We start from the raw sequence: 22,493 nt of genomic DNA on the forward strand, positions 1-22,493 counted from the left end.
TTGCAAAAGTTAAAAATTCTTCTAAACTATCTTTGTGCATCTGTGATTAAAATCAAAATTTCCAACTTTTGCAAGAGATCTAACAAAATTCAACAACAACGCTCAATCCCCTAACTTTATAAAGGCGTTAAAACCAAACTACCCTCATTCGGAAACCCTAATTCATTGCGCTCACTAAACCGCCAGTGTTGCTGATACCGGCTCAAAAAGTTCTGGCCAATAATCCCCTCAACACCCAGCAAATCCAAAACCTCACTCTTAAGAATCACAGCATCAAGATTTGAAACTTGGTGTTCTCGTAAACTGAATTGAGGCAAGGTTGTTTGTTTACCGGCTTCTGTCCCACAAAAGCCCTGTACCTCAATGTCTTTAGCATTAGCCAAATCCAAGGAAAGTTTACCAGCCAAACGATCGGAAACCACACTCACATCAGCGCCGGTATCTAGCAGAAAAGTAAATGGCCCTTGACCATTGATTTCAACTTCAGCCGTCATCACCCCCATTTTTCCTTTCAGGGGAATCACACCGGCAGTCGCACCAGAAGGCGGCAAAAGCTGCAGTTGAAAGCTTTTAGGATTCACCACCATATCAAAGCCACTGAGAAAATCAAGCCCCAGAACCCCAGAAACGTCGCCAGGAATTGCTGTTTTAGGCAGTCCCATGCCGGTGATCCCTTGCACACTCGCCTTGTCAACCGCCATCACCGGCATCTCATGCAAAGACGCATTAATATCAGAACAATTGTCACCGACAACCATATAAGCCAGCATTTCCTGGGGAATGGGAGTTGCTGGCAAACCGAGTTGCTGGGCAATCTGACTGTCCACAATCGAATTCGATGCGCCCGTATCTAGCAAAAAAGTTTTAGGCTGCCCGCCGACACTCACCGAGAGGCTAAACAGTTGTTGTTCAGCAACCGGCTTCAGCGTCACAGAAGCTTGTCCCTGACTTGACGGTTTCGGCAGTGTAATGCCGGTGGTTTTAACCAAAGCAATCATGCGTTCATTCGCGTCAGGACGAATGCTGCCGTCTGGTGCTAACATCACCACTTTAAAGACACATTGCGAAGAAGCTGCTTGAATTTGCTCTAGGGAAGGTATTTGTCCGCTAGGGACAGCAGTTTTAACACACTCAACCACTTCTTGCAAAATTTCCTCGCCGGCAGTGCTGGGGGTTGGGCTAGGGGCTGGGCTGGGAGTTGGGCTGGGTTGCTGTGCCAGTTTGGGGGGAATTGTCCCGACTTTTTGAGCAGATGAATCGAATTTTTCACCTTTAAAGGGCACCCTTATCAAAGGTGAAGTTTTTCCCGACTGTGCTGAAGCGGCTGGCTGCCGCTGACTGGTGAGCGAGTTCTGGGCTAGGTTGGGCAAAGGCGTTAAGGCAATTCCCCCGCAGATTGGGGCGAGGGCGATCGCTAAGGCAGTAGTCCAAGATAGTTTCATAATCAGAGTTAGGGTTCAGCCGTTAGTTTACTCAGCAGCCGGGGCGCTTCGCTAAAGCACCCCACACACAAGCCGGAATTTCTCGTTCTGATTTCTGCGTCGCTTTCTTTCCACCAAAAGGATTATTTGCTTGCCATCAAAAAACTATTAGTAATATCAATAGCAATGATTGATTAACCTCGCAGTCAGGCTTAACACTAGACAGTTTTCAGTGGAGAGGCCGGCAATCGAGTGCCGGGGCACTATTAGGAGGCAATGGAAAAATGACCTTAATTCTCATTATCGAAGATGCTTGGTTTACCCGCAGGGCGATCGGCAAAATTTTACAACAGTCAGGTTACGAGACGCTGGAGGCTGAAAATGGACGCCAAGGGCTGGAGATAGCTGCAAGCCGGCCAGACATCGACTGTATCCTGCTAGACCTGTTAATGCCAGAGGTGGACGGTTGGGGCGTTCTCAAAGCGCTACGTGAAAAGCAGTCACGGTTGCCGGTCATCGTGCTAACTGCAGACATCCAAGAAAGCACTCGCCAACAATGCTTAGAACTCGGTGCGTTCACAGTCATTAACAAACCTCCCAAACCGGAGGAACTGCGCCAGGTTCTTCAAACCGCTTTAAGCGCCAGCGAGGAAAGCCAGTCATGAACTTGACAGCTAACCAAATTGATGCATTACAGGAACTCGTCAACATTGGGGTTGGCCAAGCGGCAGGCGTTTTAAATGAGATGATCGAATCTCACATTCGCTTGCAAATTCCTTTTGTGAAAATTCTGTTGCCGGTGGAGTTACAACAACAGCTTGAAGGTCGTGTTAATGGACAGCGTATCTCTGCAGTTGGGCTTGGCTTCACCGGCTCGTTTACTGGCTTAGCTCAGTTAGTTTTTCCCGCAGACAGTGCCGATCTTTTGGCAGCCATGCTCAGTGGCGAGGAATTGGGAACCCCCGACCTTGATTTAGTGAAAATTGGTACGCTGAGTGAAGTGGGAAACATTGTGATCAATGGGGTCATGGGTTCAATTAGCAATGTGCTTGAGCAACGTCTTGACTACTCACTTCCGACCTACACAGAAGGAACGGTTGAACTGCTTCTGAATTCTGGGAGTTTGACCTCTAAAGCCGTTGTTTTATTGGCTCAGACCCGTTTTATTATCGAGCGACTTCACATTGAAGGAGATGTCATCCTCCTTTTTAATGTGGCTTCCTTTGATGCCTTACTGGCTGCTATTGATCGGGTTGTTAGGGAGCCATGACAAACGAAATTCTCAAAGTGGAAGAAAAATTTGGCGTTCTTGATCGCGTGCCGGTGGGGGTATGCGTGCTGCGAGAAGATTTTGTTGTTCTGTTTTGGAACAACTGCTTGGAAGATTGGACACAAATTCCTAAAAATGAAATTTTAGGAACCAACATCCATGATCATTTTCCTCACTTGCATCACCCCAAATACACCACTCGCCTCAAGCTCGTATTTGCCGGCAGTCCCCCAGCTATCTTTTCTGCCCATATCCATAAGTATTTGATTCCCGCCCCCATGCTAGACGGTCAGTGTCGCATTCAAGAATCAACAGTCACTGCTGTGCCGGCTCTCCTGGGAAAAGGGTTTTACGGACTGATCGTTATTCAGGATGTCACGGATCTGACCCACAGAATAAAAGATTATAGAGCCATGCGGGATCAGGCTGTAGATGAAGTCAAGGAACGTCAGCGAGTAGAACAGGAACTACGATCTAGCCAGCATTTTATTCAAAAAATGGCAGATGCAATTCCTTATTTAATGTACATTTATGACCTAGTTGAACAGCAGAATGTTTATGCAAATCATCAAATTACTGGAATACTAGGCTATACACCTGAAGAAGTTCAAGAAATGGGACAGGCGTTATTTTTCAACTTAATGCATCCTGAGGATTTAACTCGACTGCCGGCACACCAGGGAAAACTCATCATGATGCAGGATGGTGAGGTCATGGAGTTAGAATATCGCATGAAGCATCGCTCTGGGGAATGGCGCTGGCTTCGCGGTCGGGAGTTAGTGTTTAGCCGAACAGATGAGGGTGTGCCTAAACAGATTCTTGGAACCGCTCAAGATATCACAGAATACAAGTGGGCGGAGGAGGTAGTACGCCAGCAAAATGAACGGGAGCGTCTGATCAGAGTGATCGCTCAGCACATTCGCCAGTCTCTTAATCTTCAGGAAATTCTGAATACCACAGTGAGAGAAGTTCGGCAGTTTCTTCAGACTGATCGGGTGGTCTTTTTCCGCTGGCAATCACCTGATAAGGGAGTGGTAATCGTCGAATCGGTCGGATCTAATTGGACGCCGCTATTGGGAAAAGAAATTTATGATCCCTGTTTTGCACAAACTTATACCCAACTTTATCAACAAGGTCGCATCCGAGCGATTGAAAATATTTACACGGCTGATTTATCTCAATGTTATATCGATCTATTGAAGCCGTTTGAGGTGATAGCCGATTTAACGGTTCCAATTTTACAAGGAGTTAAGAGTCAAGAAGAATGGGAAAAAGGTTTAAGCGAACAGTGCAACTACAAAAGCATTCAAGAGCGAGAAGAGGTTGATTTATTACCTCATCATCGCATCACTTCAGCACCTGAATTATGGGGTTTGATAATCGCTCATCACTGTAGCGGTTCTCGGCAGTGGCAGCCTTTAGAAATTGATTTACTTAAGCAATTAGCGACTCAAGTTGCGATTGCTATTCAACAAGCAGAACTTTATGAACAATTGCAAGCTGCGAATGAAGAGTTGCAACGCTTAGCAACTTCAGATGGGTTGACTCAGCTTGCTAACCGCCGCCGGTTTGATGAATATTTAGAGTTTGAATGGCGGCAACTGGCACGCAAGCAAGAGCCACTCTCTTTAATTTTGTGTGATGTGGATTTTTTCAAGAGCTATAATGACACTTACGGTCATCAAGCCGGTGATGATTGTTTGCGGTTGGTGGCGGCAGCTATTCGTGATGCCGGCCAGCGGACTGCTGATTTAGTTGCTCGCTATGGAGGAGAAGAATTTGCTTTAGTTTTACCCCACACAGATGTTACAGGCGCGGCTTGTGTGGCAAAGGAAGTTCGCTCGAAATTGAATAATTTGCGAATCCCTCATAGTGGTTCTCAAGTGAGTCAGTATGTCACCGTAAGTATGGGTGTAGCTAGCACGATTCCCCAACATGATCGCACGCCGGCAATGCTGATCGCCATAGCTGATAAAGCGCTCTATCAAGCGAAAGCAGAAGGGCGGGATCGGATGTGGGTTGCTCAAGCTTAAGACAGGAATTTTCAAAAAATTGCTAGCAAAATAAAGCACTCTTATACTTCTCTGAAAACTCATTTTCTCTTTACTGAAAAAATATTCCGTAATTCTACCGATAAAAAAATAATAGTACAAATACTAGCTTTTTTTGAAACATTTAATAGTTTTAAACAAATCTTGATTTTATAAGATATAATTTTTAAATTGAGAAATACCCTAAATTCACTGTCTCCTCGGTTTTTTCAATTTAATTTACTTTCAATGAAAACTTTAAGAGCTTAATTTTTAAATTAAACTAAAAGTTTTTAAGTATTTTCCTCAAAAAATTCACTCTAAAATATTCATGAATTTGCTGAATTAGTAGCTTTTTTTAAATAGGATTAATTACTTCCACATCAGTAAAAACAAGAAAAGAATCATGAAAGCAATACTACCAAACTATCTAACTAATCTAGGACAAACACCCGCTGAGCGACAGGAGATTCAAAAAGTTCGTAAACAATTCTTGCAGAAGATTGTTGGCGGCTTAGGATTGGCAACCTTTACTTTAATCGTCATTGGGGGAGTCTGTTACCAGAGCATTACCCAACTTGTTAAAACAAATGAGTCATTGGACGAAACGTTTGCAGTTATTAAACAGCTTGATAACGTCCTTTCTCAAATGAAAGACGCAGAAACAGGGCAACGGGGCTACATAATAACAGGAAATGAGTCATATTTAGAACCCTATATTTCTGCTACTTCCAGTGTTTTCAAAGAAGTTGAAACTCTCCAGTCTTTGAGGAATAACACTCTTAACAAACAGCAAAGCTTAAGGCTTTTAGAGTCTTTAGTTAACAGTAAATTAGCGGAATTAAAGCAGACAATTGAGTTACGCAGAGAGCAGGGATTTGGGCCGGCAATGCAAGTCGTCGCCATGAACGAGGGAAAACAAATAATGGATCAAATTCGAGAAATTGTTAATGATTTAGAAAATGAACATAAACAATTATTAAAGCAGCAACAACAGCAAGCAAAAACTGCTGCCAACAGAGCTATCATTACATTTTCTGTCGGAATATTATTGAACATAGGAATTGTTTTCTGGATTTACAATATAATTTATTTGCAGATTAAAGACCGTAACCAAACAGAAGAAACTCTCCAAAAGGAACGCGATTATACAGCTTTTATTATTCAAAAAACTCCAGCAATGATTTTGGGGGTAACGCCCGATGGAGTAACAAAATTTATCAATCCGGCTGTTGCACAGATTACAGAGTATTCATCTGAAGAATTAGTTGGGCAGAACTGGGCACAAAAATTCAAGTTGGGTAATGACTCTCAACAAATTCAGGAATTGTTTGGGAGTTATGAGCGGGAAAATTTGCGCGACAGCGAGATGGTTTTAACAAGTCGGAGTGGGGAAAAACGAACAATTACTTGGAAATCTCTATATCGTTTTGATGAAAATAATAACTTAATCGAAATTGTTGCATTTGGTAACGATATCAGCTATAGAGTCCGCTCTGAAGAAATTCGTAAAGGCGCGGAACTGCTGCAACTGGTACTCGATAATATTCCCCAATCTATTCTTTGGAAAGACCGCAATTCGGTTTACTTAGGTTGCAACCAAAATTGGTGTGAAATTGTTGGGATTAGCAGCCCAGAAAAAATTGTTGGGAAGACAGATTATGATTTATGGTCTCAGGAAGTGGCAGACGAATTCACAGCACAAGATCTCCGGGTAATGGAGCTGAATCGGCCAGAACTGCACGATATTCAACGCAGAATACAAGCTGATGGTGATGAAATATGGCTAGATATTAATCGATTGCCGATTCATGATATGGAAGGGAAAGTTATCGGCATTTTAACAACGATTGAAGACATCACCGAACGCAAACAAGCTGAAGAAGCTTTGCGACAGAATATGCAAATACTGGATTTAGCGAGTGACGCCATCATTATTCGGAGTTTGGATGACCAGATCGTTTATTGGAATCAGGGTGCTGAACAGTTGTACGGTTGGACAAAACAAGAAGTGTCGGGGCAGTATATCCATACTTTCTTGCAAACAGTTTTTCCCCAACCCATCGAGGAAGTATTAGCGATATTTCTGCGTGAAGGGCAATGGGAAGGTGAACTGATTCACACCAAGCTTGACGGTACGAAAATCATCGTGGGAAGCCGCTGGACTTTGCAACGGGATGAATTGGGGCAACCTATAGCAATGCTGGAAATTAACAGTGATATTACTGAACGCAAGCAGGCACTGAATGCTTTGCGAGAATCGGAAGTCCGCGAACGAGAAAAAGCCCAACAATTGGAGCAAACTTTACATCAATTACAAAAGACCCAATCCCAATTAATACAGACTGAAAAAATGTCTAGTTTAGGTCAATTAGTAGCAGGGGTTGCTCATGAGATTAATAATCCCGTTAATTTCATTTACGGGAATCTTGTCCACGCTGATGAATATACTCAAAACTTGCTCAACTTGCTGAATCTGTACCAGCAGCACTATCCCAAGCCGCCGGCTGACATCGAAGCGGAAACTGAAGCCATTGATCTTGATTTTCTTGTTGAAGACTTGCCTAAAATGCTGTCTTCTATGAAAGTGGGGGCAGATCGGATTCGTCAGATTGTCCTTTCCCTACGGAATTTTTCGCGGCTGGATGAAGCCGACATGAAAGAAGTTGATATTCACGAAGGAATTGACAGCACCCTATTAATTTTGCAAAACCGGCTCAAGGCTAAGTCAGATAGTGCCGGCATTGAACTGATTAAAAATTATGGAAATTTGCCCTTGGTAGAGTGTTATGTCGGGCAATTAAATCAGGTATTTATGAACATTCTCACCAATGCCATTGACGCACTCGATCAAAACAGCAATCAGGCTTCTGCTAGAGGAAATCAGAATAATTGTGGCACAATTACGATTCGGACTGAAAGGCAAAGCCCCGATACTGTTACTGTGAGTATTTCAGATAATGGCCCTGGCATGACAGAAGACGTTAAGGCGCGTCTTTTTGATCCCTTCTTCACAACCAAGCCAATCGGTCAGGGAACCGGCTTGGGGTTAGCAATTAGCTACGAAATTATAACGGAAAAACACAGAGGAACGCTGAAGTGTGAGTCGAAACCCGGCATGGGAACAGAGTTCTTAATTGACATTCCGGTACGGCAAGCTCAATCATTATCAGGTTCTTAAGCTAATCCACACATAGCCCATCTTGCTTGGGATCTTCATAAATTTTTTCTCGTGATGTTTCTGTCACTTCCCCTGTTTTAGTCACCGTATAATCCACTGTATAATGTGGGTGTGGGCCGCAACCACATACTTGATAGTCAAACAGATGGACTTGATACCCATTCGCTATCTTTTTGACAAAAGTATCTTTAATTTTAGGGACAAAAACTCGAAACTCTTTCGGCACAGTGATCTTGTATCTGGGATAAGATTGCGTTAAAGCGACTGCAAAACTTAAAGCCTCTTCTGGTTTCTCCACCGGCGCGAACAACTTTTGAAACGCTTCTTTCGTTCCAATCTCTTTAAACTGACTGTCAGCCGTTAAGACAATATACTTATTATATAAGGGCAATCTGCAACCTTTCCGCGATATTCCTTCGGTTGTTGTCGAGGCATTTCTATTAATAAATGTGCATTCAGCAATCGGCAAAGCCGGAGATAACCTACTCAACGCGTCTGAGGGGGGAATTATCTTTTCACAAGAAAACTTTTCTTCCAAGTTAATTTTGGAACAATTTAAACTCTCTCCTTCTTGCACACAGCCGGCTTTGATAAAAGCAGAAACATCTCCCGTTGCACTGCGGTCGTTTTTGGCTACACTCTCAAATTGAGGGATCAGGACTGAAAGGCTAACTAGAATGACTCCTAAAATTAGCCCCATAAAAAACCGAGTTTTCTGGGAATGCATAATTTTTTGAAACTTGAAATACCGTTAAATAGAAGATCGGATTTTTAAGAAATTTCTGCACCCAGCGTTAACTCACCGCCAATCTGCTGCAAACCGCGATAAATGTAGGGATTAAAGCGGGCGATGGGACTCGAACCCACGACGTTCAGCTTGGGAAGCTGACATTCTACCACTGAATTACGCCCGCATCAAGTAATTTGTTACCATTTTCACCGGCTCGACCGGGATAACTTCAAACTAGATAAGGATTATATCATGATTTTCTCACCGGCATTGCCCCATTCTTGACTGGAGAGCCGGCAGAAGTTGAGAGTGCAGAAAGATTGCCACAAGCGAAGTACAGAAGCAGAAGCGCAGATTATCCCACTTTCTGCTAGAAAATACTCCCCTTAAACTTGAGGCTGCTCGCTTTTTTTACTCCTTGAGGGGGATGAAGAAGTGGTGATTTCCAAGCATTGAACCTTAAAATACGGTCATGAGAGCAACAAAATGATGTTGTTGAGCCAAATGTTCTATCTGAACATTTTCCCCAGCCTAAATACTTATGGTTCAGATACGCGGTTCCCAATGCACTCGAATCATCAGCCCGAACACTTGGTCTCAATTTTTGACCGTGTTTCTCACTGCTGATGCTTGACATTTAAACAAATTTCTGCGTAATTTTCCATCCCAAACGCATTGCATTCAGCATAAGCGAGTAGCAAGTATGTTCAACGCCACTGAACTTTTGATTGACACCTTTGTAGACAAGCTTCGGGACGGCTACCGCCGCACCTACGGAGGCTATAGGCCAGATTACGAAGACATTATTGCTTGGGCTGGGGGCATGGCTTTGGAAAACATTGCCAACAGCGATGCCCTGTATCACAATGTAGAACACACAATAATGGTCGCCCTCGTCGGGCAAGAACTTTTGCGCGGTAAACACATCCGGGAAGGTGGAGTTTCTTGCGAAGACTGGTTGCACTTCATTATCTCTTTGGTTTGCCATGACATTGGTTATGTAAAAGGCGTCTGCCGGCAAGATCAAGATGGAGTGTATGCCACAGGGCAAGATGGGACGATGGTTTGTTTGCCCCCCGGATCTTCAGATGCCGGCCTGACGCCTTATCATGTAGACCGTGCAAAACTGTTTATTGATGAGCGCTTTGGTGGTCACAAATTAATTGATTCTGAGGTGATCAAACGCAACATAGAACTGACGCGTTTCCCGGTGCCAAAAAAAGAAGATCATCAAGATACCATCAATTATCCCGGCTTAGTTCGCGCAGCCGACCTCATCGGTCAACTCAGCGATCCGCGATACCTGAAAAAAATTAGTGCCTTATTCTATGAATTTGAAGAAACCGGCACCAATAAATATTTGGGTTACAGCCATCCCGGACATCTGCGGAAAAACTATCCCAAATTTTACTGGAATGGAGTTCATCCTTATGTCAAAGATGCGCTTCATTATTTATCGCTGACGCAGCAAGGTAAACAAGTGATTGCTAACCTCTACTCAAATGTATTTGTCGTTGAGCACGAAAAGCTAGATGATGAATAAATAGCTAGCGGCAAAACGAGAAGGGAGAAGCAACAAGCAACTTAAAAGTTTTTCCCTTCTCCCTATCCCCATGCTGCTAGCCAATCGTCAAACCTCTGCCCCGAACTCACCCTCACTCCAGATTGATGAATCCAGTCTTTTCCCCCATCCAAAGGTTTTTGCTCACGTGGTTGCTGATCTTCTTTTCGGGTTGGGCGATGCTGAGTGCCCTTAGCTACGTGGGTGAGTTGATCAGTATTCTAATTACCGCCGGCCTGATTGCATTTTTGCTAAACTACGCAGTCGCGAGATTGCAGCACATTTTGCCCCGTGGAGTAGCCGCCGGCCTGGTGTATCTAGCAGCAGGTGTCGCAGTTGTGCTGATAGGGTTGACCATTGTGCCGCCGGTGTTCGCGCAAGGCCGGCAACTAGCAACTAATTTCCCTTCACTGGTAGACTCTGCCCAGCAACAGATCGACTCCTTCCAAACCTGGAGTGTTGAACACAATTTGCCCTTTGATGTGCGGATATTGGCCCAACAGTTGCTAACACGACTGCAAGCCCAAGCCGAGGAAATCGCAGCAAGAGGTTTCGGCTTGGTTCTCGGTACAGTCAACTGGTTTTTAGACTTCATCTTGATCCTAGTGATCTCCTTTTATATGCTCGTTGATGGAGATCGGGTTTGGAACGCTTTAACCAGTTTTTTCTCGCCCACAATTCGACACGGATTAACCGAGTCTTTGCAGCGTAATCTCCAGCGCTTTGTCTCAGGGCAACTGCTACTGGGTTTGTTTATGGCAGTTACGCTGGCGGTAGCTTTCTGGCTGTTACGAGTGCCCTTTTTCCTGCTATTTGCAGTCTTTATCGGCATCATGGAAGCCATTCCGTTTGTGGGAGCAACTTTAGGCATTGGCACCGTTAGCATTATTGTGGCCTTTATTAACTGGTGGCAAGCACTGCAAGTCCTGGCTGTTGCAGTCGCACTCCAACAAGTAAAGGACAATTTGATCGGCCCTCGAATTATGGGAAATCTCACCGGCTTGTCGCCGGTATTTATCTTCGCGTCTCTGCTTTTAGGCGCTAGAGTGGGGGGACTCTTGGGTGTAATCTTGGCAATTCCCATGACAGGCGTGGTCAAAAGTATTGCGGAAATTGTTCTCGACCCAACCCTACCTCCTCAAACCGGCTCATTTTTCCACAATCCGATCGCTGACGACTCTCCCACAGCGCTGCTGCCAGAGGAAAAATTAGCACAACCAAACTCTAAACTCTAACTTCTAAAATTGATATGAATTGGTGGCAAAAGCTTAAAAAAAATCCGTTAGCTCGCTTTGGAGCGCTGTTACTATTAACGTTCTACCTAGCAGCGATCGCCGCTGACTTTGTTGCGCCTTATGACCCTTACGAATCGCAACCCGATGGCGCATTACTGCCGCCCACCCAGATTGCTTGGAATAACCCAGCGGGGCAGTTTACAGGGCCGCACGTTTATGTCACTACACAAGGGCCGGTAGATCTGAACACCGGCGATCGCAAACTGATCAAAAATAAGCAACAATCTTCGCCCATTCATCTGTTTGCCAAAGGCTACCCATACCGACTTTTGGGGGTGATCCCCTCAGACCGGCACTTGTTCGGCACCACAGGGCCGGCTAAATTTAACCTGCTAGGCACCGATGAGCAAGCCCGTGATCAATTCAGCCGGCTGGTGCATGGCAGCCGCATTAGTCTGTTCATCGGTTTAGTTGGCATTGCCATTTCCTTTCCCCTTGGTTTATTAGTCGGGGGAATTTCTGGCTATTTCGGGGGCTGGGTTGACAGCATTTTTATGCGCTTAGCCGAAGTATTGATGACGATCCCCGGAATTTATCTATTGGTTGCCCTCGCCGCTGTCTTGCCTGCCGGTATCACCAGCGCCCAGCGGTTTCTATTAATTGTGGCGATCACGTCTTTCATCAGCTGGGCTGGATTGGCGCGGGTGATTCGGGGACAGGTACTCTCGATTAAAGAACGGGAATTTGTACAATCAGCACGAGCGATGGGCGCGAATCCCCTCTATATTATTGTCCGTCACGTTTTGCCCCAAACAGCGACTTATGTGATTATCTCTGCAACGCTGGCGGTTCCGGGCTTTATCGTGGCGGAATCCGTGTTGAGTCTGATTGGGCTGGGGATTCAGCAGCCTGATCCGTCCTGGGGAAATATGTTGTCTTTGGCAACAAATGCTTCGATTTTGGTGCTACAACCTTGGCTAGTTTGGTCGCCGGCTGTATTAATTATCCTGACGATGCTGGCGTTTAATTTGCTAGGAGATGCGTTGCGCGATGCCCTCGATCCGCGCAGTTTGCAACGCTAGTGGGAATAAGCCGGGGTTAGGGGATTGAACATTATTGGTTACTAGCTGCCAATTCCCACCTTTGCATTTAAATTGAACACTAACTGTCTAATTCTCCTCAGCACTACTTATGTTGCGTTGAGGTAACAAAACCCAACCTACAAAACTCACTACTACAACTCAGCACTCAGGACTCAGCACTCAGCACTTATTATGTATCACATTGGCTTTGGGCGCGAGGATTTAGGTTCTCAGATGCCGGCGATGGCGCTGTTATCTGGTGATCCAGATCGCGCCCGTTTGATCGCCCAGACTTATTTGCAGGATGTGGTGGGGTTGTCTGAGAATCGGGGATTGAATAGTTATTTGGGTAAGTTGCCGAATGGGCGAGTGGTTTTGTCTGCAACCACCGGCATGGGGGCACCCAGTTTAAGTATTGTGGTGAATGAGTTGGTGCAGGTGGGCATCCGGCAAATGATTCGGGTGGGCACTTGTGGCTCAATTCAAGCTGAGGTGCCGGCAGGATCAATTGTGATTTCTCGTGCGGCGCTATGCCGGCAGGGGGCTGCAAATGATATCGCGCCGGTGGAGTATCCGGCATCTGCCGATCCGTTTCTCACGGTGGCGCTGATTCAGGCGGCGCGGGAATTAAATATTGAACACTATGCCGGCATTACAGCTTCGGTGGATACCTTTTATGAAGGGCAAGAACGCACGGACTCAGCAAATCCCCATTTGTTGCGCCGGCTGCAAGGCATTACGGAAGAATATCGCCGCCTGAATATACTCAATTACGAAATGGAGTGCGGGACGCTGTTTAAGATGGCCGGGGTTTATAACTTTGCGGCTGGGTGCGTCTGTGGTGTAGTGGCGCAGCGTGTCGGTGGTGAACAGATTGTTTTAGAGTTAAAAGACAACGCGGTTGAGAATGCCATAAAGGTAGCGGTACGCGCTGCTGAGTGCTTTTAACGATCTCCGATGATGAATTCTTCTGTTCCTTTGCCCAATATAAAGCCCGAAAACAAAAATCCCATGCCTGTGAGCACGGGAGGTAAATGGGTTTTGGGTTTTTCATTGTTTACAGTATTGCAGGCCGCTTGCTAGGATTTGGGGGAGCCTGTGCCGGATTTTAAAATGTCACAATATCCGTAGAATCACTGAAGAGGCAACGGCAACTGCATTGGTCAACTTTCAATAACCTATTTCATTCTTCTCCTGCCGATATAGCGGTTTGTAAGGGGCTACACCTTAACAAGTTGAAAGCCGCTGTATGATGATGTAGCGTTTCATGACTTTATTGCCAAAGAAATGAGGGATATTCACCCTCTTGCAACTGTTTAAATGCTCTAAAAATGCTCCACCAGATGGCAACGCCCCGTGCGGATGTTTTTTTTATAGGTGATGCCTAGTTCGCGTCTATCCGGCTTTTTTTGAAATTGAGCTTATTTCCTCAAAACTTAAGACTTAGAAGGACAAAAGGCCGTTACTGAGCGGTAACATTTTTATCATCTACCGGATGCTGACCATAGAAGGGAAGAGCTTCTGACCAGTTGGGAGAAAGTCCCTGTTGCCAATCGAAATAAGCGAGTGTTAGCAGGCTGCCAACTGATGCCCCTAAGCCGGCTTCGGCGTGAATCAGGTAATAAGAATTGGGCCAATCGGCCAGGGTTTGCTGCCATTGTTCTAATGTCATAGCGATGTCTGGCAACAACGTGGTTAATCCTGCATTTTGGGAGGGTTTATAGATGCCGGCAAATATTTGCCCCCGTTGCGCCGGCATTTGAACGGCGAGATCCGTGTTATCGGGGATAGAAGTATCTGTAAGTTTTTGAAAGTACGCGGCGGCTGCCAAGGTGGAGATAGCAAACAGAGGAATGTCTAACTGTTGGGCGAGAGTCCGGGCGGTGACAACGCCGATGCGAGTGCCGGTGAAGCTTCCGGGACCTTTGGCAACGGCAATAAAGGCTAAATCTGACCAAGTTTGAGGCTGGAGAAATTCAGCGAGATACTGATGGAATTGGGTGGACAGTTCCCGTCCTAAATCCCAAGTTTGGCTGCGAACTTCATCCGTAAAATTGTTGATGGCTAGACCCAATTCTGGGCTAGAGGTGTGGAGGGCAAGGGCGTATTTACTGGGAAACATTTACCTGATGATAATTGAAAGCCCACACGGCTTTTACACGTTCAAAATTTTTAGCTCTATTTAGAATAAAGCGAATTGGTATTTCTAAGTTAGAAATTGTGATTTTCTACAATTATTCGGAATTTACTTTACAAATTAGTTCAGATTGCTGATGAGCCAACAAAATCGATTGTTTAATAGTGGGTTGCTTATTTCAGAAAATTATCTAGCCGGCTCTCTATTCCCTAAAAATAGAAGAGTGAATTGTGAAGCCGAAAGAGAATATTTTCTCTTCTTTGTTCACAGTTCACTCTTTACACTGCTATCGATAAGTTTTTACAGAGGATTTAGACGTCTGTTCGGTGAATTATATTGCTTAAAAGCTTTTCTTTAAATCATTTCGCCGCTCAGCAACGCCTCTGAAACACTTACTTGGCCGGTTCAAACTGAATGGGCAGCGCCACGGTCATTTTTTTGCGCTCTTGCTTATCGTAAACATCTGCCAGTCTGTACAGATTTCTTGCGGCTGGTGGGTTGGAAACTTGCACTTCTTGAGTCAAAGTCGGCAGAATTTCAACAACGCGATATCTTCTATCTGCACTCTTCCAAGTGTAGTTAATGATTGGGTTCCCCAATTCATTACGATTGATAATAATGGGCAGTTCGTTAACAACTGGGTAATCTTCGCCGCCGACTTTAACGACAGTTTGGGAAAAAGCGGGCAACGGGAGTCCGGCAAATAGTAATGTAATCCCCGCGCCTACAAACCAACTTTTTACCTTCATGCTTTGCCTTTTTTGTCTCTAAGTTTGCACCTGCCAAACCTAGCAAAGTTTCCAGTCTTTGTCAAGCTGTTTAAAAGACGAGATAAACTTTTTTTGTCGGAACTTTTTTGATAAAAACTTGTCTTGCAATAGATTTAGGCTTTGCTGGAAATTGCCTCAAGTTGCTAGCTCGAAAAAGGCCGATTTCAAACTATAGACGAAGCGCAACCCTAATAGTTTAAGAATAAATACTGATCAAACCAATATATGAGGGAACGAAGACATTGTACCTTTGTAATTGAGCGCTTGACACTCTTTCAATAGAATAGCGTGTGCGTGATTGATAGTCGTTGACCTCGATTCGCAACATGACCTGTAGAATTACCCCGGCAATCAGTCATTTTTGCTTCAATTATCCCCAAAACCGAGGGGCCGGCAACCAGACCCACCCCTCAATATAAATTATTTGCAACACCGGCACTCAAGCGTCACACATTTTTCGTGCCGGATATTCCATCAAAGCGTACTGGCTGCAAACTCTCCCTGAAACCGAACTTTCTCAAAACGTTGGCATTCGAGTTGTTGCCCCTGATATGAAACCTCAATATCATCCACCCAAGCTTGCTGTAGGGTAACGCCATGCAGATGCACCCGTACATTTGTATAGGGGAAGGGGTAATCTCCAGAAGATTCCCAAGTTAGCTCTAAACTGTTTGAGGATAACACCATTTGGAAACGATCCACCCGGTATCCTCCATAGCCGTCACCGGCATCGCTGTAGAGGTAATCGACAGATATTTCTCCCTCAGGCGGGTAAAGGTGCAGAGTTAATTGCCCATCCGCTTCCATTGGCAAAATCGTGCCGGCTTTCACCAACACCGGAATTTGTTCTAAAGGCGCATCAAGCTCAACCGGCTGCCCACCTTGAAGTTGGGTGTCATCCCAGAAATGATACCAGCGCCCCTGTGGCAATCTCACCTCTCGCGAACGTGCGCCATCCAATACAATCGGACAAATTAAGAGCGCTTCACCCAAGAAGAACGCATCATCAATCCCCCAGAGTGCTTCGTCATGACTATCAGACCAGAAAAGCGGACGAACCGGCGGATAACCCTTTTGAGTCGCTTCCCAAGCCAATGTATAGAAGTAGGGAAGCAGCCGGTAACGCAATTCCAAAAATTGCCGAATGATACTCAGGTAAGGTTCGCCATACGTCCACGGGGTGCGCTGTTCAACGTTATTAGAAGAGTGGGTGCGGCAGAAAGTCAAAAAGCTGGACATTTGGAACCAGCGCAGGTAAAGCTCAGCGGGAGGATTTCCTTGGAAACCGCCAATATCTGGGCCACTGTAAGGAATTCCTGACAATCCTAACCCAACGACTGTTGATACAGTCAATCGCAACGCAGCCCAAGTACACTCAATGTCACCCGTCCAAGTCCAGGCATAGCGCTGGAGTCCCGCCCAACCGGCACGAGAGACAATAAAAGGACGCCGATCCTGGTAGCCGCGCAAAGCTTCGTAGCCGGCTTCAGCTTGCAGCAACCCATAAACATTATGACCCTCGCGATGATCCCCGCCTCGGCCTTCCATCAAATGCCGGGTGGGTTTGGGCAGTGAGCGATCGCCCCAAAGGATAAAGGCAGCCGGCTCGTTCATATCATGCCAAAATCCCGCCACGCCCACATCTAAAAGGTATAAATACTGCCGGCTCCACCACTTGCGAACCACCGGGTTTGTAAAGTCTGGAAAAACGCACCAACCGGGCCAAACCGGGGCCACCACAAGCTTGCCATCAGGCAGCCGGCAAAACGCTTCCAGCAATTGACCTTCTAAAAATAAGTTACTCTGCCGGCTGTATTTAATCCCCGGATTCATAATCGCAATAAAGCGCACCCCTTGCTCTGCGAGTTCTTTCGTAAAACCCTGGAGATTGGGAAACCGATCTGGGTCGATTGTAAAGGCGCGAAACCCAACCTGAATATCAATATCTAGGTGAATGGCACTCAGCGGCAAATTGTGATGTTTAAAAGCCTGGGCTTCTTCTCTAACAACCTCTTCGGTACGGTAGCCCCAGTGAGATTGGTGATAGCCCAAAGCCCAGCGGGGAGGCAGAGGGGCGCGTCCGGTTAACTCTGTATAGCGCTCTAGCAGATGAGGAGGGGAGCCAGAACTTAGATAATAACGCAGCGATCCCCCATCAAAATCGGCGGTGGCTTTATCATCAAAGGTAAATTTCGCTTCAAAAGAATTTTCATAAAAAATCAGGTAACTCCCTGAAGCGTGAAGTCCGATATAAACGGGAATGCAGATATACATCGGGTCTGAACCCGGCCCATACATCCCCGCCGCGTCGTAGTTCCACATCCGGTAAGAAGCTTGCACTCTGCCATCTTTGGGATCACGCAGGTTGAGGGGAAATGCACGTTCTCCGAGTCCGTAGATGTGTTCTTCTTTGCGCAGTTGCGCTTGATGAACCCATCCGTCACCCTTCCGCTGTGGGGGCATTTCTTCCCGCAGTATTTGCCCCGCTGCGTCATAAAATTTCAGGCTTCCATCAATATTAACCGTCACTTTAACGCCGGCTGGCTCTTGGCTTGATACACTCCAGCTATCACCGGCTTCTTCCAGTACCGTTTCTACATCTGGCCAATCTTGACGGGCGATGGCGTAGGGAACCGGCGCGATGCCGCCTAACCAGTTGACCCGGACAAAATCAGGCTTGAGAAAGCTGATTTCTAGTTCTGTTTGCTCGAAGTAAAAATGAGCGCCTCTGGCAGTTGGCTCAGCCTTGAGGAGTTTTCCGGGTTTGTCAAACGCTTCCTGTGCCGGTGGGATGGCAAACTCGCGTTCTAGCCGGTCTCGTTTGCGCGAATACAGATACGCCTTTGGGGTGTAACTCACGTAGAAGAGCGACCCTAAAAAAAACTTGATTCTCAGTGATAGCTGCTTGAAGAGGCTCATAAGGCTTTTGTCAGTTTGCGATCAGATGTTGTCAGCCGCCTAACAATTTCTTTAATAGTCAAACTCTTCAATTATTTGTAAATTTCTCTGCCGGCGCTATCAATCTTAGGATGGATTTACTGGAATAAATAGAAGTTTCTGATGTTCTTGACTTCTTTTCAAGTATGAATTTTATACTTCAAATGTAATTGTTACTTTTGCTACAGTTGAATTCGCTTAAGTATTGTAGGCTACAACTGATATTCACAGAGAACTGTTCCTTAAGTAAAAAATAAATCAACTGTAAGGATGAAGTTGTTATTTATAAGCTGTTATTGAATGTAGAGGATATCTAAGAATGCTTGTACTCAAAACATTAAAGCCATGTTTGACCTCGGAGATTGTGTCGTCAATCTAAAAACCGACAACTTCGGCAAAGTAATGGGATACGGCCACAAAATGAGTGACAATGTTTATACGACAACGCTTAAAGTTTTAGTGGCGGAATCTGAAACTTCTGGAAAAAGAGGATTTATCGAAGAAGATTTATATTCAGCCTGGGTAACATGGCCGAAAGTTAATTCTTCCACTACTTCAGAATTAACCAGTGTTTAGGCAAAAGAATATAACCGAACCAGGAGAGTGAGGGAGAGAATTTAAGGGCAGACATCTTGCCTGCCCTCACCCGTGTATTTTTCCCACTATGCTGCCTCTGGATTCAATTGAATCATCTCCCAAGTTGTATAGGTTCCAACTGGACTCCACAGCAAATAAGGTAAAAGTAACCCCGCCGCCCATCCGGAAATCGGCCAAACAATCAGTGCTAGTACAACACCTAAAATGACCCCAGATCCTCCCAGAATTGTGCCAATTTTTAGGCTGCGAAGTCTCAGGGTCATCGGAATATAAGCGACTGTCACAATCTCCAGCAGCAGGTATAATCCCATCAGCAACCAGGTTTTGAGGCTGCCTGGATCTTTGTCCCAAACAATCGTAGCAGAGGCGGCTCCTGCCGCAAAAATAGCAGTCCAAATAAATGGAATTGCCGGCTCAAAAACTAGCCACTCAGGCCGGCGTAGGTGTACACCCCACATCGTATCTCGCGGCCTCATCAACACAGTGCCTAAGGCAACTATGAAGGTAACACCTCCAATAACCATCCAAGATTCGATCATCTTTTTACCTTTCAATAAACGGCAAATTTGTGCTTCCTATAAATTAAAAAAAGCACGCTAAAACGATCCTCTCAGGTTCAATCAAGACTTTAATCAGTCTTTGGTATGAAAGTGCTTTATAACCTAAGTTGAGTACAGGCTTATTTGCCCAAAGATATCGAAAAAGGCCCAAATCCTACTGAAGCCGAACGAGCTGCCTCTTCTGCGATCTCTACAAGAGTTGGCAACGCTACAAAGCGAACGCTTTCAGGTGAACTAAATTCGATTTCTCCGGGATCTTTGTTAATTTCAGAAGTGACAACTAACAAACGGAATGAATAAGTCTCTGTCTTCTGGAAAGGACGCAAAACAAAGTCAATTTCAGACTTGGGTTCACCAAAGGTGAGCGGCGTAAGTTGCTCGACTTGATGCTGTCGATCAGGTGATTGTGACTCTATATAGATTGCGACATCGCCTTGAGACAGGGTAATTCCAAATTTAAAATCCTCAAAATCTTTGTCTCCTTGATTGCTGACATGGAGCTGAACGAGCTGTACTTCTTCATATTTATAATTTTTTTCACCGTCAGATAAGGTAATTTGGTTGCGGTGACTAGAAGGCCCAAGGGGGTCTTTAAAAGTAGGAAACGTATCAACTCGGCGACCGATGGGTTGTTTTTGCTTCCGAAAATTAGCAATAGCGGTTTGAATTAAAACTCCAACTGCAACACCGGCAAGAGCGATGCCGGCAAGCACAACGATTACAATTGTGTCCAATCGAAGATCGGAAAATATATCTAACAAATTTACTCCTTTTGTTGAGGTGAATTATGATCGTGAAGGTATTTGCTAACACAGCATAGCTTTACAAAGTCATCCGCCTATTTTGTAGAAAAATGCAGAGGTTGCTTTGTAAATCACTCGGTCTTTTTCTAATTGTAATAATTTTAATTTGTTCGCCACAATCAAAGTATTCGCTGAGGAGTGGATTTAAAGCTAATACAGTTCGCGTAAGGGTATTGGTAAGCCTAAAAACGTTACAGCAGGTGGGTGAGAGAATCGGAAAGCAGAGGAACAGGGAAATGGGGAAACGCCATGAGGAAGTGTATCAGCGAAAAAAGCTGCTGTGGGCTTCACCTGGAAGCCTATATTTTAGAAATTCATTAAACTTTATCAAAGACGGGGATGCTTATTGAGCAGCCCGCCGGCAGTTCTACAAAAACAAGAAGTTTATGACGGTTCGCAAGGACACAATTTTTGAGCGCTTCTTAGCGCCGGTGTTTCAACTCCTGATTGATCGTGACGAACTTGAGCGGTTTTATAAAAGTATCAATTGGGAAGCTGAAGCCGCTCGCTTTGTCGCCCCAGATTTCGCCTATCCTGACTATTACAGCACTCAGAATTTCCACGGCATCCAAAACGGATATCTCAATGCCGGCGCGGCAGTTTCCTACGATCCCATCACCCAGTATGTGATGCCGCCTCATGAAACTTGGGTACGCCAAGGTTTAATTGATGGGATTCGATGCCGGCCCCGACGGATTTTAGATTTGGGCTGTGGCACCGGCTCAACGACGCTGATGTTAAAACAAGCGTTTCCCCAAGCCGAAGTCATTGGCCTTGATCTGTCGCCCTATATGCTGGTAAGGGCTGAGTATAAAGCCAGAGAAGCTGGATTGAACATTCAGTGGCGTCATGGCAAAGCCGAAACCACCGACTTTCCCGATGCCTCCTTTGATTTAGTTACCGCATCGTTGCTGTTCCACGAAACACCGCCGGCAGTCTCCCAAGCGATTCTCCGCGAAAGCTTTCGGCTGCTGACCCCTGGCGGCAAGATTGTGACATTAGATGGCCATCAAAAAACTTTGCGTCAAACCGAGTGGTTAACTGATATTTTTGAAGAACCTTACATCCAAGACTACGCTGCCGGCAGCCTGAATGCCTGGATAGGAGCCGCAGGATTTGAGGCTGTGCACACCAAGGATCTGTGGTGGGTGCATCAAGTGAGTGGGGGTGTTAAACCGCTTCCAGCTCAAGATGCAGCAGCCGTGAGAGCGCGAGTCCGCCCGGATGCAATCGGCATCTCGGATAGTCCCGATTCAGATGGTTTGCCGGCTCCAGCCTTCAGTTAAGTGGGATGTATTAAGGCTTCTTGACTGTTCGTTTCTTTTGCGTTTAACCTATTTACTTTTGACTTCCCAAGCCCCCAGTCCAGATGACTCTCAAAGCAGTTTTATTTGATTTCAACGGTGTCATTATCAATGATGAGCCAATCCACAAGCAGCTAATTGAGCAGCTATTGATTGAAGAAAACCTGCGACCTAAGCGAGGGGAGTTCCGGCAGTTTTGTTTGGGACGCAGTGATCGCGCTTGTATTAACGAGTTATTCGCCTCACGCGGGCGAGTTCTAAGTGAGGGCTACTTAACTCAACTCATTGTCCGTAAGGCGCAAGCTTATCAGCAACACCTGGAAACACTGGAAACTTTGCCGATCTATCCGGGGTTGGAAGACTTTATTTTCAAATTGCAAGCTGCCGGCTTGAAAATGGGGGTGGTTAGCGGGGCGTTGCGGGTAGAGATTGAATCCGTTTTAAACCGCGCTCAACTAGCACAGCATTTTCCCGTAATTGTAGCGGGAGACGATATCACAACCAGCAAACCCGAACCCGATGGATATCTGCTGGCAGTGGAACGCTTAAACCAGCAGTATCCGGAACTTGACCTTAAACCTTGGGAGTGTCTAGCCATTGAAGATACGCCGGCAGGAATTCAGGCGGCTTACCATGCCAGTATGCAAGTGGTTGGAGTGGCGAATACTTATCCCTTTCATATGCTCCAGCGCCAAGCAAGCTGGACGGTGGATTATCTGGCCGACTTGGAACTAGATCGGGTGCAGCAGGACTATGAGCAAGCGATGATTGAACAAAAAGCCGGATAGGCCGGCTCGTGATTTTCAAGTTGAGAGCTGAGATTTGCAATAAATTCACACACAGTCCCCTTGGTTAGTGCTAAGATGGTTTAGGCA

General features: G+C 45.6%; 18 protein-coding genes and 1 tRNA gene. 11 read left to right on the forward strand and 8 right to left on the reverse strand.

The annotated features are described in order from the left end of the window. Positions 1-116: 116 nt before the first annotated feature. On the reverse strand, positions 117-1,442 hold the full coding sequence (locus H6F56_RS03230; RefSeq protein WP_190665411.1) for a retropepsin-like aspartic protease: 1,326 nt from the start codon (positions 1,440-1,442) through the stop codon (positions 117-119). Between the two features lie 263 nt (positions 1,443-1,705). Between H6F56_RS03230 and H6F56_RS03235 the strand changes: the two genes are divergently transcribed. From H6F56_RS03235 to H6F56_RS03250, 4 genes are all read left to right on the forward strand, one after another. Next, the gene (locus H6F56_RS03235) at positions 1,706-2,086 is read left to right on the forward strand and encodes a response regulator (protein WP_190665412.1); all 381 of its coding nucleotides are present in this window, start codon (positions 1,706-1,708) and stop codon (positions 2,084-2,086) included. Then, complete coding sequence (locus H6F56_RS03240; protein WP_190665413.1) at positions 2,083-2,691, forward strand: chemotaxis protein CheC; 609 nt, start codon at positions 2,083-2,085, stop codon at positions 2,689-2,691. Before H6F56_RS03235 ends, H6F56_RS03240 begins: the two co-directional genes overlap by 4 nt. Next, positions 2,688-4,724 carry a diguanylate cyclase domain-containing protein gene (locus H6F56_RS03245; RefSeq protein ID WP_190665414.1) on the forward strand — a complete coding sequence of 679 codons (2,037 nt, stop codon included), beginning with the start codon at positions 2,688-2,690 and terminating at the stop codon, positions 4,722-4,724. The genes H6F56_RS03240 and H6F56_RS03245 overlap by 4 nt, the downstream gene beginning before the upstream one ends. A 403-nt stretch (positions 4,725-5,127) precedes the next feature. After that, positions 5,128-7,902 (forward strand): PAS domain S-box protein, encoded by a 2,775-nt coding sequence (locus H6F56_RS03250; protein WP_190665415.1) that lies wholly within the window; start codon positions 5,128-5,130, stop codon positions 7,900-7,902. 1 nt (position 7,903) lies between these two features. Here the strand turns inward: H6F56_RS03250 and H6F56_RS03255 are convergent, their stop codons facing one another. Further along, a complete protein-coding gene (locus H6F56_RS03255) occupies positions 7,904-8,629 on the reverse strand; it encodes a hypothetical protein (protein ID WP_190665416.1) in 726 nt (241 codons plus the stop codon). 115 nt (positions 8,630-8,744) lie between these two features. Beyond that, positions 8,745-8,816, reverse strand: a tRNA-Gly gene (locus tag H6F56_RS03260). A gap of 519 nt (positions 8,817-9,335) precedes the next feature. On the opposite strand from H6F56_RS03260, the gene H6F56_RS03265 reads away from it, so the two are divergent. The 4 genes from H6F56_RS03265 to H6F56_RS03280 all read left to right on the forward strand — a co-directional run bounded on the left by H6F56_RS03265 (position 9,336) and on the right by H6F56_RS03280 (position 13,458). Further along, positions 9,336-10,175: an Npun_R2479 family HD domain-containing metalloprotein gene (locus tag H6F56_RS03265; protein ID WP_190665417.1), complete on the forward strand. Its 840-nt coding sequence runs from the start codon at positions 9,336-9,338 to the stop codon at positions 10,173-10,175. A gap of 125 nt (positions 10,176-10,300) precedes the next feature. Further along, a complete protein-coding gene (locus tag H6F56_RS03270) occupies positions 10,301-11,428 on the forward strand; it encodes an AI-2E family transporter (protein ID WP_190665418.1) in 1,128 nt (375 codons plus the stop codon). A 14-nt stretch (positions 11,429-11,442) separates the two neighbouring features. Further along, the gene (locus tag H6F56_RS03275) at positions 11,443-12,510 is read left to right on the forward strand and encodes an ABC transporter permease (RefSeq protein WP_190665419.1); all 1,068 of its coding nucleotides are present in this window, start codon (positions 11,443-11,445) and stop codon (positions 12,508-12,510) included. A gap of 192 nt (positions 12,511-12,702) precedes the next feature. Continuing rightward, positions 12,703-13,458, forward strand: a complete 756-nt coding sequence (locus H6F56_RS03280) for a nucleoside phosphorylase (protein ID WP_190665420.1) — start codon at positions 12,703-12,705, stop codon at positions 13,456-13,458. A 514-nt stretch (positions 13,459-13,972) separates the two neighbouring features. Here the strand turns inward: H6F56_RS03280 and tsaB are convergent. The 3 genes from tsaB to H6F56_RS03295 all read right to left on the reverse strand — a co-directional run bounded on the left by tsaB (position 13,973) and on the right by H6F56_RS03295 (position 18,336). After that, the gene (gene tsaB / locus H6F56_RS03285) at positions 13,973-14,632 is read right to left on the reverse strand and encodes a tRNA (adenosine(37)-N6)-threonylcarbamoyltransferase complex dimerization subunit type 1 TsaB (protein WP_190665421.1); all 660 of its coding nucleotides are present in this window, start codon (positions 14,630-14,632) and stop codon (positions 13,973-13,975) included. Positions 14,633-15,039: 407 nt separating this feature from the next. Next, a complete protein-coding gene (locus tag H6F56_RS03290) occupies positions 15,040-15,396 on the reverse strand; it encodes a hypothetical protein (protein WP_190665422.1) in 357 nt (118 codons plus the stop codon). Between the two features lie 495 nt (positions 15,397-15,891). Then, positions 15,892-18,336, reverse strand: coding sequence for a TIM-barrel domain-containing protein (locus tag H6F56_RS03295; protein WP_190665423.1), 2,445 nt, complete (start codon positions 18,334-18,336; stop codon positions 15,892-15,894). A 363-nt stretch (positions 18,337-18,699) separates the two neighbouring features. On the opposite strand from H6F56_RS03295, the gene H6F56_RS03300 reads away from it, so the two are divergent. Next, positions 18,700-18,930 carry a hypothetical protein gene (locus H6F56_RS03300; RefSeq protein ID WP_190665424.1) on the forward strand — a complete coding sequence of 77 codons (231 nt, stop codon included), beginning with the start codon at positions 18,700-18,702 and terminating at the stop codon, positions 18,928-18,930. An 86-nt stretch (positions 18,931-19,016) separates the two neighbouring features. On the opposite strand, the gene H6F56_RS03305 is transcribed toward H6F56_RS03300, so the two are convergent. Together H6F56_RS03305 and H6F56_RS03310 are read right to left on the reverse strand one after the other, a co-directional pair. Further along, complete coding sequence (locus tag H6F56_RS03305) at positions 19,017-19,490, reverse strand: TspO/MBR family protein (protein WP_190665425.1); 474 nt, start codon at positions 19,488-19,490, stop codon at positions 19,017-19,019. 140 nt (positions 19,491-19,630) lie between these two features. Then, a complete protein-coding gene (locus tag H6F56_RS03310) occupies positions 19,631-20,272 on the reverse strand; it encodes a hypothetical protein (protein ID WP_199312557.1) in 642 nt (213 codons plus the stop codon). A 428-nt stretch (positions 20,273-20,700) separates the two neighbouring features. On the opposite strand from H6F56_RS03310, the gene H6F56_RS03315 reads away from it, so the two are divergent. Further along, positions 20,701-21,600 (forward strand): class I SAM-dependent methyltransferase, encoded by a 900-nt coding sequence (locus H6F56_RS03315; protein ID WP_190665426.1) that lies wholly within the window; start codon positions 20,701-20,703, stop codon positions 21,598-21,600. Positions 21,601-21,683: 83 nt separating this feature from the next. Continuing rightward, positions 21,684-22,406: an HAD family hydrolase gene (locus H6F56_RS03320; protein WP_190665427.1), complete on the forward strand. Its 723-nt coding sequence runs from the start codon at positions 21,684-21,686 to the stop codon at positions 22,404-22,406. Positions 22,407-22,493: the final 87 nt, after the last annotated feature.

This window comes from Microcoleus sp. FACHB-672, assembly GCF_014695725.1.
Taxonomy (GTDB): domain Bacteria; phylum Cyanobacteriota; class Cyanobacteriia; order Cyanobacteriales; family Oscillatoriaceae; genus FACHB-68.